Consider the following 15565-nt stretch of genomic DNA (forward strand, 5'->3'; position numbering starts at 1 on the left):
TTCGGTGACCGTTTAAACGGTCACATATAATGAATATGAAATGGCGATTACACAAAATAGTAAACAGGGTCCTACCGCGAGTAATATATCCACATTAAATACATTCCCAATAAATTACTTCGCTTTTTCTATAGAATACAATAAAGCCGGAAAGATCCCCGTGATCTTCCGGCTTTGTTTTTTTGAGAGCGGCTCACTCCCTGCCCTTAGTTGCTTTTGTAATCCCCAATCAACTCGCGCATCCGCAGCTTAATCTCACTGATTTGCGCGCGCTGGCGCTGGTATTGCTGCCTGAGGCTGTTCGTCTCGTCGCTATCAGGGATCAGCACCAAGCAGCCATTCATGATTTTTACGGTAACAGAGCCGCCAATCTCAAACCCTGCCTGTTTAAGCCACTGCCCTTTAAGATGGATCGCGGGCGGAGCTTTATCCTTATTATTTTGCGGGACGTATCCCACGGTGTAATAACCTTTGTTTTCTCAACCTGATTTATACATCAATCTATCTTATTGATATAAATCGGTAAAAATAAACCACTCATAACGCCCACTAACCCAATCACCAAACCAACCACAACAACTATTAACAGCCTGTCACTCTGGGTATATGATTTCCTACAGCCATTACGCTGAACCAACCTTAACCATTATCAAACATCAATAACCTGAAAAATCTCACAATACCTTGTTTTTAACATTAATTAATCACAAACAAATCAACATGAGAATAGGCTATGAACCCAAGAACCAAAGCAGAATCGGAGATCCTCGCTGGCAGGGCTGTTGATGCTGTCGTCTATATCTGGTATCCCTGCCGGAGCTTCGCGGTTGGACATGTTTCTATTTATATCGGTGGCGTACCGAAATATCCTTGGACGGATTTATATCCACGGCATCCACCCGATGATAACTATGTCAGTTTCCTTGCCGAACCCGATATATCGCGAGGCATTTTATCCTGTGCGGGAGCCTTGAACAGCCTTCACGCTGATTTTGTCGATCCCCCACATGTGGAATATTATCTGATTGGTTTAGATGTTGAAAAAATGCGAGACCACGCGGATGAAATCCATAAAGGCAAAAAATATGGCAATTTCAGGATAAGCCACAGTTATAATTCCATTAATAAAAATTGTGCAACAATGGTTGCCAACATATTAAAAGCAGGCGGCGTAGAAAATCTCTTAAATACCATTCAACGAATGGGTTATGGCAAAAATATCTATTGGACACCTAAAGATATCGCTCAATTGTGTAATGAGTTAAGAAATAATGATAAAGCAGTAAAAGTAAAAGGGTTGGATTGTCCAAGTAAACTGGATTTACCATTTAAAACGTTAATGGGCTTTAGATAGCGATAATAAAATAGATTTATCTATCCCAAAAGCCTGTGGGTAAAGTGTCTGTTTTTTCAATTTAACATAAAGTGCTATTTGGTTCAGTAGAAAAATTTAATTTATTACTCATGCCATTAACTACTTGTAAATCATTCATCCCAATGACACATTGTATGGGTCTACGAGCTATCACCTTAACAAGCTCTTCTGATTTTCTGAACATTCTCTAAACATTCAAGGATATTATGAGTAACCAACAGACGGCCAAAGGTATCTTGTATGCCTTGGGAGCTTATCTTATTTGGGGATTGGCACCCATCTACTTCAAGTCCATACAATATGTCCCCCCCGATGAAATCGTGTCACATCGTGTGATCTGGTCAGTTTTCTTTATGGTATTGATGATCACGTTGACTCGTCACTGGCGTCAGGTTTGGGGGGTTGTTCGTCAACCGAAGATATTGCTGTTATTAGGCATTACGGCCTTCACCATTACCAGTAACTGGCTGACTTATATCTGGGCAGTCAATAATGGGCATTTGCTGGAAGCGAGTCTGGGGTATTTTATTAACCCACTGGTGAATGTTTTGTTTGGCATGATATTTCTTGGTGAACGTTTCCGGCGTATGCAGTGGCTTGCCGTGGGTCTGGCCTTTACCGGCGTACTGATCCAGTTATGGCAGTTTGGTTCTGTGCCGGTGATTGGTTTGTATTTGGCGACGACATTTGCGGTCTATGGGTTGGTTCGCAAAAAATTAGGAGTTGATGCTCAGACCGGTATGTTAATTGAAACCACCTGGGTATTCCCTGTCGCGCTGATTTACCTGCTGTTTTTCACCCATAGCCCGACCAGTAATATGTTGGATAATACCTACTCTTTGAACCTGATGTTGATTGCTGCCGGTATTATTACGACGGTGCCATTGCTGCTCTTCACCGCCGCCGCTGCACATTTGCGTTTGTCCACGCTGGGCTTCTTCCAGTATCTTGGCCCAACCTTGATGTTCTTACTGGCAACGCTGGTTTATGGTGAGCAAATTGGCCCGGATCGTTTGATCACGTTTGGCTTTATCTGGGCTGCCCTGATTCTGTTTACTCTGGATGCGCTCTATACGCAACGTCGTTTACGGAAGTAGCCAAATTCTGGCAACAAGCATCAATATCCATCATCTTTCTGAACTGACCCAACATGTTATCTGACATTTGGGTCAGTTTTTTTGGTTCCTTTATTCATGGCGTTATTAATAAATTTCCGTCCAATCCTCTAGTGACAACCCTATTACACGTGAAAATTCACGGGTATTGTTTGTTACCAATGTGGCTCCCACAGACAGAGCATGCCCCGCAATAGCGGTATCATTATGTCCGATTAGTGTACCCGCAGCGGCCAGAGCAATTTTTATTTTCGTCGTTGCGTCTACCGCAGATTTATCCCACGGCAGAATTCCATCCAATCTTTTACAAAATTCGTCAACCAACACAACATGTTTTGGAGAAGCTTTTTTCCCAACCGCCCCGAAACGCATTTCTGCATAAGTAATGGCAGAGACAACTATTGGACAGTTATTCATCACGCATCGCTGTAATTGTCTAATCACTGCAATAGGTTGTTCACGCATAATAAATGAACAAATATTGGTATCCAGCATGTAACTTTTTTTCATAAATTCATACGCCCTTCCTCAATGATATCAGGGCGTTCAGATAGAAAATCCGCGTCGGCTTTATCCTCATATAAAAATGAATCCCAGCTAGGTCTTACCGGACGCAATATAATAGTTTCTCCTTCTCGGGTAATTTCCAGTTCATTGATACCCTCAAAATCCAGATCCTTAGGTAAACGGATAGCACGGTTATTACCATTTTTAAAAATTGCTACAGTCCGCATGGTAAATCTCCTGTATTAAAAGTACATACCCTAAGCATATGCAAACCTATATCACTGGTCAATATATAAACACAACTACCCTATTTTCATTTTGAAAACTATGCAATCGGTGGTTTTATTACAGCCAATTTTTCCGTTTGAAATAGAGATAAGGCGCCAAACCCGCAGCTATCATCAATCCAATAGCCGCAGGGTAGCCGAAGGTCCAATGCAGCTCCGGCATAAATTCGAAGTTCATGCCATAGCTGGACGCGACCAGCGTCGGTGGCAGGAATACCACGGAAACCACGGAGAAGATCTTGATAATGCGGCTCTGTTCGATGTTGATAAAGCCCATCGCTGCCTGCATCAGAAAGTTCACTTTCTGGAACAACGATTCATTGTGTGGCAGCAAGGATTCAATATCGCGCAGAATTTCACGGGCCTGTTCCAATTGATTGGTCGGCAGGCGGGCACGGCGCACAAGGAAGTTCAGGGCGCGCTGGCTATCCATCAAACACAGGCGGACTTTCCAACCGATGTCTTCCTGTTCAGCCAGGTTAGACAAAGCCGAATCAAATTCATCGCCCTGCTTGCCATTCATAATGACCCGGCTCAGGGATTCCAGCACGCTGTAGATGTTTTCAATCACATCCGCCAACTGCTCGATTTTAGTTTCGAACAAATCCATCAACAGTTCATAGGCATTCCCGTCAACCATCGTCTGGTTGCGGGCACGCATTCGGTATAATCGAAAGGCAGGGAGTTCACGCTCTCGCAATGTGTAGAGACGACCGTCACGGATGGTAAATGCGACCGTCGAGTTGCCGGCATGGTCTTCGGCATCTTCAAAATAGAAGAATGAGTGGACGTGCATACCATCTTCATCTTCAAAAAAACGGGCCGATGCCTCGATGTCATCCAATTCAGTGCGGGTTGCCAAGACTTGTCCCAGCTCATTCTGGACGCGGAGACGATCATTATCCCCCAGCCCCACCAAATCTACCCACATAGAGTCAGATAACTTATCACCTTCTTCAAGTTCAAGACGGAGCAGGCGATTATTCTCTAATTTAAATGCGTTCAGCATGTACCATAAGTCTCCTTTACTCCCTACGTTTATCGTAAGGCGCGAATGTTACGCTGAGAAGAAAAAACCTGTCAACATTCGACCGGATTATTGCCCCGTTTCGAGTCTGGCATAAGCGGCCACCAGCCATTTAATGCCTTCACCCTGAAACGCGATTTGCAAGCGGCAATGTTCACCACTGCCTTCGATATTGACAATCGTCCCTTCACCAAATTTGGGATGGCGTACACGCTGCCCAAGTGCATAACCACTGTCGTTGGCGCTGATGGGCGTGCCCAGCCGTTTGTGGCTGACCGGACGGGATACGGTTGCCCGCAGGCGAACTTCTGCCACGCATTCCGTCGGCAATTCGCCGATAAAACGGGATGGGCGGTGATACACTTCTTTGCCATATAAACGACGGCTTTCCGCATACGTCAGCGTCAGTTTTTCCATCGCCCGGGTCACCCCGACATAGGCCAAGCGACGCTCTTCCTCCAGCCGATCCCCTTCGTCAATGGACATCTGGCTCGGAAACATGCCCTCTTCCACGCCGACAATAAAGACTTGCGGAAATTCCAGCCCCTTCGCGGAATGCAGGGTCATCAATTGCACCGCATCCTGATAGATATCCGCCTGACCTTCCCCCGATTCAAGCGCGGCATGGGAAAGGAAGGCGGGCAATGGCAGCAGGTTTTCATCTTCATCCTGATAGCTGAACTGGCGGGTTGCAGTCACCAATTCTTCAAGGTTTTCGATGCGCGCCTGCGCCTTTTCGCCTTTTTCTTGTTGATACATCGCCCACAGGCCGGAATCACGAATAATGCGATCGGTCTGCACATGCAGAGACATTTCCTGCGTTTCGGTTTCCAGTGCTTCAATGAGTTCAATAAAGCGCTGCAACGCGGATGCCGCACGGCCAGCCAGCACTTTTTCCTGTATCAATAGCAAGCTACTTTCCCACAGGGTTTTTTGCTGATCACGCGCCACTTGGCGCACCACATCCAGCGTTCGGTCACCAATACCGCGCGTCGGTGTATTCACCACGCGCTCAAACGCCGTGTCATCGTGGCGGTTTGCCACCAAGCGCAAGTAGGATAAGGCATCTTTGATTTCCTGACGTTCGAAGAAACGCTGGCCACCATAGATGCGGTAAGGCAGGGAAACCTGCAATAAAGCTTCTTCCAAGACACGGGATTGGGCATTGCTTCGATAAAGAATTGCACATTCTTTCAGTGCCCCACCATTATCTAACCAATGCTTGATACGGCCGACAACATAACGGGATTCATCCAGTTCATTGAAGGCGCAATACAGTGAAATCGGCTCGCCCTCGCTCCCTTCTGTCCACAGGTTCTTGCCCAAGCGATCGCTATTATGGGCAATCAGGGCATTGGCCGCTTTCAGGATATTGCTGGTCGAACGGTAATTCTGTTCCAGACGGAGCATCCCCGCGCCCGGAAAGTCCTTAAGGAAACGCTGGATGTTTTCTACCTGCGCGCCACGCCAGCCATAAATGGACTGGTCATCGTCACCGACAATCATGACTTTGCCGCTTTCGCCCGCCAGAAGGCGAACCCAAGCGTATTGAATGCTGTTGGTATCCTGAAACTCATCCACCAGAATATTGGTGAAACGTTCACGATAATGTTGCAGGATCTGCGGTTTGTTCAGCCAGAGTTCATGGGCGCGTAGTAATAATTCGGCAAAATCCACCAGCCCGGCACGGTCACACGCTTCCTGATAGGCCTGATAGATTTTCAGCCAAGTTGCTTCTACCGGATTGCCATAACTTTCAATGTGTTGTGGACGCAAGCCTTCATCTTTTTTGCCATTGATGTACCACATTCCCTGACGGGCTGGCCACTTTTTATCATCCAGATTCATCGCCTTGATGATGCGTTTGATGAGACGGTGCTGATCTTCGCTATCCAAGATCTGAAAATCTTGCGGCAGATTGGCATCAAGGTGATGGGCACGCAGCAAGCGATGGGCAAGGCTATGGAATGTCCCGACCCACATTCCGCCTTGACTGGTGCCAATCAGGTTTTCAATGCGGTGGCGCATCTCAGCCGCCGCTTTATTGGTGAATGTGACCGCCATGATGGAAAATGGCGAGGCATTTTCAACTGACAGTAACCAGGCGATCCGGTGTACCAGCACGCGCGTTTTACCACTGCCGGCACCCGCCAGCACCAGCATATTATTACGGGGCGCTGCGACCGCTTCGCGTTGTTTATCATTGAGGCCTTCGAGCAGATATGAAACGTCCATAATTACCATCAGTTGTTTGCAAGGTTCGGTAGGATTAACAAGCCAAGCTGTTTTTTTACATATATTCGTCGTACTTCAAATAATAAGCAGCTTTCGTCTTGCGAGCGGCAATTTGAAGTGTATAGGGTATCGATTTCAATTTGAAATTATATCAGTGCTATCAAAGAAGCCAAATCAGAAATCTCAACATGTGGAACCCGTCGTCCTTCCGGTTCCTGCATCAAATTTTTATTTTCGATGTTGATCCAACAAGCCTGCATGCCGCTGCAAAGCGCCCCTTCTACATCGGTATTCAGGTTATCCCCCACATGCAGGATCTGATGGATGGGGAGGTGGAGCCGTTGCGCCGCCAGACGGTACATATCCGGGTAAGGTTTGGCACGCCCATCCACGCCCGCTTTCAATACAAAAGCAAAGTAAGGGGCAAGACCGCAGGCGGCCGGTTCAGCATTCCCATTGGTGATTGCCACCAGCGGCATTTTTTCCGCCAAGACAGACAAAGTGTGATGAGTCGATTCAGGCACGGTGATTTGGTTACGCCAGTACATAAAGCAAGACATAATTTCATCCGTGCCACGCATTGTCTCTTCATGATTGAAGCCATGATGAGTAAACATCAGTTCTGCGGATTGGCGGCGCCATGAGGTCACATCGTGATAAATATCCGGTTCCTGTTCAAGCACAGCCTGACGGTATAAACGCAGCTCTTCATGCCCAAAGTGGCCGAATTTGGCATCGTACTGCCTGACAAAACACAACACTTCTTTTTCGGTTTTATCGATCACAGGATGGTTATCGTAAAGCGTATCATCCAGATCGAATGTCATCGCCGCAAACGGCGCGAGAGGCCGATAAAAACGCATTATGATTTTCCTCGTTTGGCTCTGGGGTGAGCCACGTCATAGACTTTGGTCAGATGCTGGAAATCCAAGTGAGTATAGATCTGGGTCGTCGATAAATTCGCATGACCTAATAATTCCTGCACGGCTCGAAGATCACCGCTGGATTCCAGAATATGTGTGGCAAAAGAGTGACGCAATTTATGAGGGTTGATATGGCTGCTGACGCCTTGTCGAACCCCCCATTGTTCAAATCGTTTCTGTACGTTACGGGCAGAAATACGTTTTCCACTCTGACTAGAAATAAAAAGCGCATCACTTTCCGGTTCAAACAGTTCGCGCATTTCCAGCCAGCGCCGGAGCCATTCCTGAGCCATACGACCGAACGGCACCTTACGCTCTTTGCTGCCCTTGCCATGAACCCAAACTTCCCCACTTTCCAAATCCAAATGGCGACAATCAAGCCCCACCAGCTCAGACAAACGTAAACCGGCTCCGTACATGACTTCCAGCATCGTTCTGTCACGCACTGACAGCGGATCGTCCAGATTAATATTGAGGAGTTGGTTAACTTCATCCACGTCCATGTTTTTCGGCAAGTGGCGTTTTTTACGGGGAGCACTGACGGTTTTCGCAGGATTGGCCGCCAGTTTATTTTGCATCACCATCCAGTCAAGAAAGCTACGCAAGGAAGAAAGGCGCAGGGCAAGGCTGGCGGACTGCAAACCTGCCCGACGACTGCGGGAGGCAAACATTCTGACTTGGGCAGGCTCCAGCGCCTGCCACTCACGTATTCCCATTTCCAGTGCCATTGCCGCCAAAACCGCCAAATGGCGCCGATAATTGGTGATAGTGGCAGGGCTTAAGCGGCGCTCAACCCGCAAATAGTGCAAAAAGTCTTCCACGGGCGCTAGCAGTAAATCAATTGGCTGGGTCATGCGCGTTCAATCCAGCGGGACAGCAAGCCCGGCAGCAGCTTCGCCAAATGGTCGAGAATGTCCGTGCCCATGCCTTCGTGGTAGTGCTGTTTATCATGGCTGTTGAAAATCACCAGACCCAAATCCCCTTGTGCGCCCAGAAGGGAGATGGCCACTGAACCAACATGGCGTGCCTGTGGCATCAACAATAAAATCTCCGGGCCATGCAACTGGCCGAGATAATGATTTTTTTCACCAAAGCGCTTAATGCGGACGGTCTCAAAGGCATGACGGGAAATCGCCAGCTCCGGCGAATTCAGTGGTGCGCCAAGATGCCATTTATCACTGAACAACCGAATATAGCTGTTACTCAATCCCAGCGTTTTTGACCATGAACTCAAGCAGGAAAGAAAGTCCTGCAAACTCTTGGCACCAGAAAGAGTTGACAGCAATTGCAACAGATTGCTAAACAGCACTTCATTCTGCTTCGCCTGCTCTATCAAATGGTTGAGATCATCTTCCAGATAGCCGATGCGTTTCCTCTGGCGACTCATATGCCATTCCATCAAAGAGATACTCTCCCGCACCGGATGGGGAACTCTTATCTTATCAACCCTATTGGCATTACGGATAAAAAAATCGGGATTATTCAACAAATAATCCATGACCGATTGATCATCCAGCCTGTTGTCGCTATGCAATGGATCGTCTTTTTTAGCCATTTTCCAATGCCCCATATTTCAGAGTGACTCAATCACAAATGAATCGTGCCATCATAGACGTGGGTTGCAGGCCCGGTCATAAAGAGTGGCTTGCCTGGCCCATCCCAGCGAATTTGCAGGGTTCCTCCCGGAAGATCAACCCGAACTTGATTATCCAGCAGATTTTGCTGGATACCGACGGCGACCGCGGCACATGCGCCACTGCCACATGCCTGTGTCTCACCCGCACCACGCTCAAAAACACGCAACCGAATATGGCCCCGATTGATCACCTGCATAAAACCAATATTGGCCCGCTGCGGAAAACGTTCATGGCTTTCTAACACCGGCCCCAATATTGCCACTTCAGCGGTGTTCACATCCTCAACCTGTATGACACAGTGAGGGTTTCCCATCGACACAACGCCACAAAGCACCGTGCGTTCGATGGCTCGGATAATATAGGTTTTCTCCGCCTTATTGGCGCGAAAAGGAACCCGCTGCGGTTCAAAATCCGGCTCTCCCATGTTGACACAAACTTGGTCATCATGGGTGATGCTCAATGTCATGTAGCCTGCTTGCGTGCTGACCTTGATATCGCGTTTATTGGTCAGCCCCTTGAGGCGAACAAAACGGGCAAAGCAGCGCGCCCCATTGCCACACTGGGAAACTTCACTGCCATCCGCATTAAAAATGCGGTAGTGAAAGTCTAAGTCAGGATCATAGGGGGCTTCAACAACCAAAAGCTGATCAAAACCCACCCCAGTATGCCGGTTAGCCAGACGGCAAATTAACTCTGGAGAAAAATAAACATTTTGGGTCACGGCATCAACGACCATAAAGTCATTGCCAAGACCGTGCATTTTGGAGAACTGCATATACGGCCCCAAGAGAAATCACATTACCGGATTGCTATCATTAAGCATCCATTGAGCTATTGTCTTTTAATAAGCTGTTTTCTGACAATTTTTCTGGCTGCACCTTATCCGCTTTGTACACAGATGCTTGTGTTGCTGAGGTTTCCGCCGGAGGAAAATAAAGGGGACCTTTCAAGCCACAACCAGTCAGAGAAAGTAATGTTATGATAGTCAGTGACCAACAGAGTTGTTTTTTCATTATATTAATGCCTGTGATTCATGCGCCAATACTCTCTATAATCGCAGCTAGGCCCTGAAAAGCAAATAGGAAATAAATATGAACGATAGCGAATTTCATCAATTGGCAGATCAATTGATGCTTCATCTTGAAGAGCAACTGGATAATTATGATGGAGATTCGGATATTGACTATGAAACAAACGGCGGTGTGATGACACTGAGTTTTGAAAACGGCAGCAAAATCATTATCAACCGCCAGGAGCCTTTCCATCAGATATGGCTGGCAACCAAAAATGGCGGTTACCATTTTGATTATCAGGATAGTCAGTGGATTTGTGACCGCAGTGGTCGCGATTTGATCTCCATGCTGGCACAAGCAATCACTGACCAAAGTGGTGAGCCATTTCAATTTGCGTGAATATTTTTCACGGCAATCCAGTAAGCATCATTCTATTAGCCAAAAGCGCCTGATAAAACAGGCGCTTAATGCCATTAATAGAGAAAAATATCAATAGTGATACAACGAACGATAAGGATCATGTGCCTGACATGTTTTATCAAGGCGTACCTCAACATGCAACCTTGCCTCATTCGCTTCTATATCATCCACCGGATACACGCCTTCTATAAACGGAGTGACATGGGTGCGCTCACCTTTCTTAACGATTTGATAGAACTGCGGCAAATTGAAATTGATAAAACTGGAGCCATAAGTGAAACGATCATGCGATGATGAATAAAATCGACTGATATCCCGTACTAATTCTTCTTTGCTTCCTTCACAATGAGAATAAATTTCCACCCGATTTGATTCATCAAGAATATAAATATTGAATCCCTGATTATTTTCGATATCTTCGAAAAAAAACTGGATAATTCCCTCGCAGGCAAAACCGTCTATGACCGGTGGTAAGTGTTTTTCTTTGGTATCAATTTTAACTGGCAGGCCATGTAATTTGGTATTGGAAATCGCCCCATAGAACTCCACCGCATTTTCCAGTTTTTGCACCGAAACATTTAATCGTTCGAAGAATAATCCCCATGTTTGCCCTGAAATCCGTAATGCCTTAAAGCGATTTGGATCTTGCCGATTGCTGGACAGACGTAACTCGATACACTCCGACACTAATTGCTGGATACGGGTGCGGATCAATCCACGTAAGTGTTTGCTATAACAGAAGACGTCAACATCAGCTGGTGGCGCTGCATCTTGATGCATTTTGCCCAATATCGTCTTCAATGCTTCCAGTACCGATTGTTCACCACTGAAATGCAGGGTTCTCACTTCATTCCATGAATTGCGATAAAGTAAATCAATGCTGCCGACCAGACATTGCTGCAATTCCCCAAAACTGAAAACATTCAGGTTCCTTAAATCAAAACGAACAATTTGTTCGGAAAAGGCCGCGGTTGGATCTTGCTCTAAATTGACAATGATCGCTAAATGACGAATTTCACAAGGACTGTATAATGCTTTGGGTGTCGGTGCCGGTAAGCGGATCGGGAAATGAGAGGCAATATCATCCACCAGGTCACCTAATTTTTGCCTGTCACACTGGGACTTCCCATGACGAATATAGAGCTGGGTTTCTTTGGTCAACAGGCCATTGAAATAGGTCCAGGAAACTAATTTATTGAGATAACGATTGAATTCCAGCGGTTGGTGACCAATGATCGATTCAATGGTTGGGGCATGGTTGTAAAGATACCAGCCACTTCGGTTGACTCGTCCGGGAGGCACATAAATGAAGGTCAGATGCTTTTCTGACAGATCCGGTGATATCTGAGGATTGACCAACGTCACTTTACCGGGTAATGCCTCAAAAGCCGCATACAATTTACGGGTCAATACGCCAATATCTTGCGGGCTGGCACTCACGCTTAAATTATTGCGGCGGGCAAAACGGATCAGGTTGCGGTAACTCTGCATCATGGTGTCAAGCAATTCATTATGGGCAGCACGCACCTGCTCAATTTTCCATGCATTGCGGTTATCCAGCGTGACCAGTTTATTGTCGTCCCAATCCCATTCTCGTACCAACTGGGAGATAACCTGACGACGCCATCCTGTACAGCCTTTGTCACGCTGAATTTCCGGTAATTTCTCACAGACCTTGAGATAAAAACAACGACGCGCCAAATCGAGGCGCGTAAGATCGTTCGTAGCAGCCAGGTAGCGGGTTACGCGTTCCAGCATCATGCTATAAGCATCGAGGCCAAAGGAAACAATCGCGCCATCATGAAAATATTGCTTCATCTCCATCGCCAGAAGTTTTCCATTGGGATATTCCCATGAATAAGCCTCCAACAACAGACTCTTTAATACGGCCTTATAAGGCGAGTCCACACTTTTATAAAGCTGCCAAAGACTTGCCCCAAAATATTCTTCTGCGGACAATTCACCCAAGCCGCCCAGATCCAACCATTCATTTGGCGTCAATACACCCTGGGCATAAAGAGAAAGGACATACTCATCATAATGCGCTTCTTCTTCCACCGGCACCATTGCCCACAACAAGCGTTTGCCAGCCATACAGACCGCTGTGCGATAAAATTCATCAAGCAGCAGGATATGTTGGGTAGAACCGCAGTCTTCACCGTTCAAACTACCACAGGCGTTATGCCGAAAACGGTTTTCATCAATCAGAAAAAAAGTCACCTCAATGCCCAGTGACGCTGCCCACTGTTCTATCAAGGTACATTTTTGTTCCAGTAAGGCTTTTTCATCACTATCCAACCAAGATTGATGGCAGACCCAAACATCCACATCAGAAGAGCAGCTTTGCCCGATAGAAGAGGTACTGCCCATCGAGTAAATCCCGGTAATCGGCAATTCACCATTGGACGTATGCGACAATACATCTGGCAAGGCACCAGTCAACTGGCTGTCCAGATCATTAATCCAAAACTGCTGTGCTTCATCAGGCATAAAAAAGCAAACACCGTGAGGGACGTCGCTTTTGATATAGCCCGGCATCATTGGATGATGATAATGTAATAATACTGGAATTAAACTATAAACTTGCTTGAAAGCGTCACCCATTAAACTCGTGGCGCGTTCTAATCTAAGTTGGTTAATTGCATCCAGTCGCTGCTTCAGCGTTTCAATATAGAGATACAAGAGTTTTGCCTGATATCAGTTCCAGTGCCCAAAGTAGTCCCCTGTTTCCGATAACGCGTGGTATTGCAAGATTATTTAAAATTATTTTTACAAACTTATTGTCGGAAACGTGATCAATTTAACACCTTGCAGTCAAAGCGTAAAGTACGCAATACCATCTTTTCTCTTCACCTGCAATAGCCAAAACATAATTAACCCTTTGTAAAATATTAAGTTAATCACGAAATAGACACAATAATATGCTTTTTTAGCATAACTATTATAGTTGATTATTTTTCATATCGTGGATGTAAAGCATTGTAAGTACATCACTCTTCCGTAAATATTTAATCTAAGCCTATTTTTCTATTGTTAAATATTTGCACCGCTTTTTATCATCACGCTAAACAAAAATGTCAATTTGCTTTTAAGTCAATCTTTTTGTTTATTTTCTCCTTTCAAATAAAATATTATTTTAATAATTAAAATTATTTTTATCTTATAATCGGTATATCCATAAACTATTTTGATTTTTTTCTGGCTTTTTCGTCACTGGAAAAAAAATCATTGAAATGTTAAAACTGGCACTATTTTCTGACTAATTGGTGACTAACTGGTGGCTAAAAACCATTATCCCAATCAATTAATACACTGACCCAATACATTTACCCAATATACTATCCATGACAATGAAAACCATTCGCATCGCTACCCGCCAAAGCCCATTAGCCATGTGGCAAGCGCAATATGTGCAAAAACAACTGAAACACTTTCATCCAGAACTGAAAGTCGAGCTGGTGCCGATGGTGACACGCGGCGATATTATCCTCGATACGCCATTGGCGAAGGTCGGCGGCAAGGGGCTGTTTGTAAAGGAGTTGGAACTGGCTCTGCTTGAAAAGCGGGCTGATATTGCCGTCCACTCCATGAAAGATGTCCCTGTCGCATTTCCTGAGGGTTTGGGGTTGGTCACAATCTGCGAACGGGATGATCCACGGGATGCTTTCGTTTCAGTAAACTACGCCTCGCTTGATGACCTGCCCGTCGGCAGTGTGGTGGGAACATCCAGCCTGCGTCGCCAGTGCCAGATTCGCCAGCAACGTCCTGATCTGGTGATCCGTGATTTGCGCGGTAATGTCGGTACGCGTTTGAGCAAGCTCGATAACGGCGATTATGATGCCATTATTCTTGCAACCGCAGGGCTGAAACGGTTGGGGCTGGAAGAGCGTATTCGGATGCCATTAGCGCCTGAGTTATTGCTGCCCGCCGTCGGTCAAGGGGCGGTAGGGATTGAGTGCCGGCTTGATGATCATCAAACCCGTGAACTGCTGTCCCCCTTGAACCACGCCAGAACAGAAGCCTGCGTTCTCGCTGAAAGAGCCATGAACACCCGCCTTGAAGGCGGCTGCCAAGTCCCGATTGGCAGTTATGCTATCTGGCAGGAAGACCGTATTTGGCTACGCGCACTCGTCGGCGCGCCGGATGGTTCAGTGATCGTGCGCGGTGAAAGAGTGGTATCACCCAACGAGGCCCGTCAAGCGGGTATCGCCTTAGCGGAAGAGTTATTGGAGAAAGGCGCCCGCCAGATTTTGGCTGCCGTATACCAGAGGAATCCACCGGAATGAGTATTTTGATCACCCGCCCTCTCCCTGCCGGAGAGGAGTTAGCCAAGCGACTGCGATCTATGGGAAAATCCGCTTTCAGCGCGCCCCTAATCGATATTCGCCCTGGGGCTGATTTACTCTTACTGTCACAAAAACTGCAATGGCTGTCTGCGGGCGATCTGGTTTTCCTATTATCAAAAAATGCCGTCCATTATGCCCATAAGCAACTGATGCAAGAAGGCCAGTCCTGGCCTAATCAACTCTCTTATTATGGTATCGGCAAATCCACTTCCCTGATGTTTCATCAGCTCACTGGGTTAAACATCTTCTGCTCCGGGCAAGGTGAAACCAGTGAAGATCTACTGCAACTTCCCGCTTTACAGAAAATGGACAATAAAAAGATTTTATTGCTCCGAGGCAATGGTGGCCGCGAAGTGATCGCCTTAACATTAAGGTTTCGGGGAGGTGAAGTCGATTATTGTGAATGTTATGCACGTCAGCCGGTCAACTATGATGCCGCCAATTTCAGTCGTCACTGGCGGCAATGTGATATAAAAACCCTCGTTGTGACCAGTGGCGAAATGCTGCAACTGTTATATAACTTAGTCACTGATAGCGATGGGAAAGCGTGGTTACTGAATTGTAAGCTGATTGTGGTCAGTGAACGCCTTGCTGATATCGCCCACACCCTGGGCTGGCAAACAATAAAAGTCGCCAAGAGTGCAGATAATGACGCCTTAATCCAGGCGCTGGAATAAATT

General features: G+C 46.4%; 16 protein-coding genes. 5 read left to right on the plus strand and 11 right to left on the minus strand.

What is annotated here, in order from left to right; genetic code table 11:
* Nucleotides 1-206: 206 nt before the first annotated feature.
* The gene (locus tag PSI15_RS07330) at nt 207-458 is read right to left on the minus strand and encodes a SymE family type I addiction module toxin (RefSeq protein WP_273582957.1); all 252 of its coding nucleotides are present in this window, start codon (nt 456-458) and stop codon (nt 207-209) included.
* Nucleotides 459-733: 275 nt separating this feature from the next.
* On the opposite strand from PSI15_RS07330, the gene PSI15_RS07335 reads away from it, so the two are divergent.
* Both PSI15_RS07335 and rarD read left to right on the plus strand, forming a co-directional pair.
* Nucleotides 734-1354, plus strand: a complete 621-nt coding sequence (locus PSI15_RS07335; RefSeq protein ID WP_273582958.1) for a hypothetical protein — start codon at nt 734-736, stop codon at nt 1352-1354.
* A 227-nt stretch (nt 1355-1581) separates the two neighbouring features.
* Nucleotides 1582-2472, plus strand: a complete 891-nt coding sequence (rarD, locus tag PSI15_RS07340; protein WP_273582959.1) for an EamA family transporter RarD — start codon at nt 1582-1584, stop codon at nt 2470-2472.
* Nucleotides 2473-2577: 105 nt separating this feature from the next.
* Here the strand turns inward: rarD and PSI15_RS07345 are convergent, their stop codons facing one another.
* The 9 genes from PSI15_RS07345 to lptM form a co-directional block, all read right to left on the minus strand.
* Entirely contained in the window at nt 2578-3000 is a 423-nt protein-coding gene (locus PSI15_RS07345; protein WP_273582960.1) for a type II toxin-antitoxin system VapC family toxin, read from the minus strand.
* Complete coding sequence (vapB, locus tag PSI15_RS07350; RefSeq protein ID WP_273582961.1) at nt 2997-3224, minus strand: type II toxin-antitoxin system VapB family antitoxin; 228 nt, start codon at nt 3222-3224, stop codon at nt 2997-2999. The genes PSI15_RS07345 and vapB overlap by 4 nt, the downstream gene beginning before the upstream one ends.
* Nucleotides 3225-3342: 118 nt before the next feature.
* On the minus strand, nt 3343-4293 hold the full coding sequence (corA, locus tag PSI15_RS07355; protein WP_045968178.1) for a magnesium/cobalt transporter CorA: 951 nt from the start codon (nt 4291-4293) through the stop codon (nt 3343-3345).
* An 87-nt stretch (nt 4294-4380) separates the two neighbouring features.
* A complete protein-coding gene (gene uvrD / locus PSI15_RS07360; protein ID WP_273582962.1) occupies nt 4381-6555 on the minus strand; it encodes a DNA helicase II in 2175 nt (724 codons plus the stop codon).
* Nucleotides 6556-6692: 137 nt separating this feature from the next.
* The gene (gene yigB, locus PSI15_RS07365) at nt 6693-7409 is read right to left on the minus strand and encodes a 5-amino-6-(5-phospho-D-ribitylamino)uracil phosphatase YigB (RefSeq protein WP_273582963.1); all 717 of its coding nucleotides are present in this window, start codon (nt 7407-7409) and stop codon (nt 6693-6695) included.
* Nucleotides 7409-8323, minus strand: coding sequence for a tyrosine recombinase XerC (xerC, locus tag PSI15_RS07370; RefSeq protein WP_273582964.1), 915 nt, complete (start codon nt 8321-8323; stop codon nt 7409-7411). Before xerC ends, yigB begins: the two co-directional genes overlap by 1 nt.
* Nucleotides 8320-9024 carry a DUF484 domain-containing protein gene (locus tag PSI15_RS07375; protein WP_045968170.1) on the minus strand — a complete coding sequence of 235 codons (705 nt, stop codon included), beginning with the start codon at nt 9022-9024 and terminating at the stop codon, nt 8320-8322. The genes xerC and PSI15_RS07375 overlap by 4 nt, the downstream gene beginning before the upstream one ends.
* A 32-nt stretch (nt 9025-9056) precedes the next feature.
* On the minus strand, nt 9057-9881 hold the full coding sequence (gene dapF, locus PSI15_RS07380) for a diaminopimelate epimerase (protein WP_045968168.1): 825 nt from the start codon (nt 9879-9881) through the stop codon (nt 9057-9059).
* 40 nt (nt 9882-9921) lie between these two features.
* Nucleotides 9922-10119, minus strand: a complete 198-nt coding sequence (gene lptM / locus PSI15_RS07385) for an LPS translocon maturation chaperone LptM (protein WP_045968166.1) — start codon at nt 10117-10119, stop codon at nt 9922-9924.
* A 78-nt stretch (nt 10120-10197) separates the two neighbouring features.
* Here lptM and cyaY point away from each other — a divergent pair, with 78 nt between their 5' ends.
* Nucleotides 10198-10518: an iron donor protein CyaY gene (gene cyaY, locus PSI15_RS07390; RefSeq protein WP_273582965.1), complete on the plus strand. Its 321-nt coding sequence runs from the start codon at nt 10198-10200 to the stop codon at nt 10516-10518.
* 90 nt (nt 10519-10608) lie between these two features.
* Here cyaY and PSI15_RS07395 read toward each other — a convergent pair whose 3' ends face one another.
* A complete protein-coding gene (locus tag PSI15_RS07395; protein WP_273582966.1) occupies nt 10609-13221 on the minus strand; it encodes a class I adenylate cyclase in 2613 nt (870 codons plus the stop codon).
* A gap of 662 nt (nt 13222-13883) precedes the next feature.
* Here PSI15_RS07395 and hemC point away from each other — a divergent pair.
* Complete coding sequence (gene hemC / locus PSI15_RS07400) at nt 13884-14825, plus strand: hydroxymethylbilane synthase (protein ID WP_273582967.1); 942 nt, start codon at nt 13884-13886, stop codon at nt 14823-14825.
* A complete protein-coding gene (gene hemD / locus PSI15_RS07405) occupies nt 14822-15562 on the plus strand; it encodes a uroporphyrinogen-III synthase (RefSeq protein ID WP_273582968.1) in 741 nt (246 codons plus the stop codon). Before hemC ends, hemD begins: the two co-directional genes overlap by 4 nt.
* The last annotated feature ends 3 nt before the right edge of the window (nt 15563-15565 follow it).

The sequence above is a fragment of the Xenorhabdus sp. PR6a genome (assembly GCF_028599065.1).
GTDB lineage: Bacteria > Pseudomonadota > Gammaproteobacteria > Enterobacterales > Enterobacteriaceae > Xenorhabdus > Xenorhabdus doucetiae.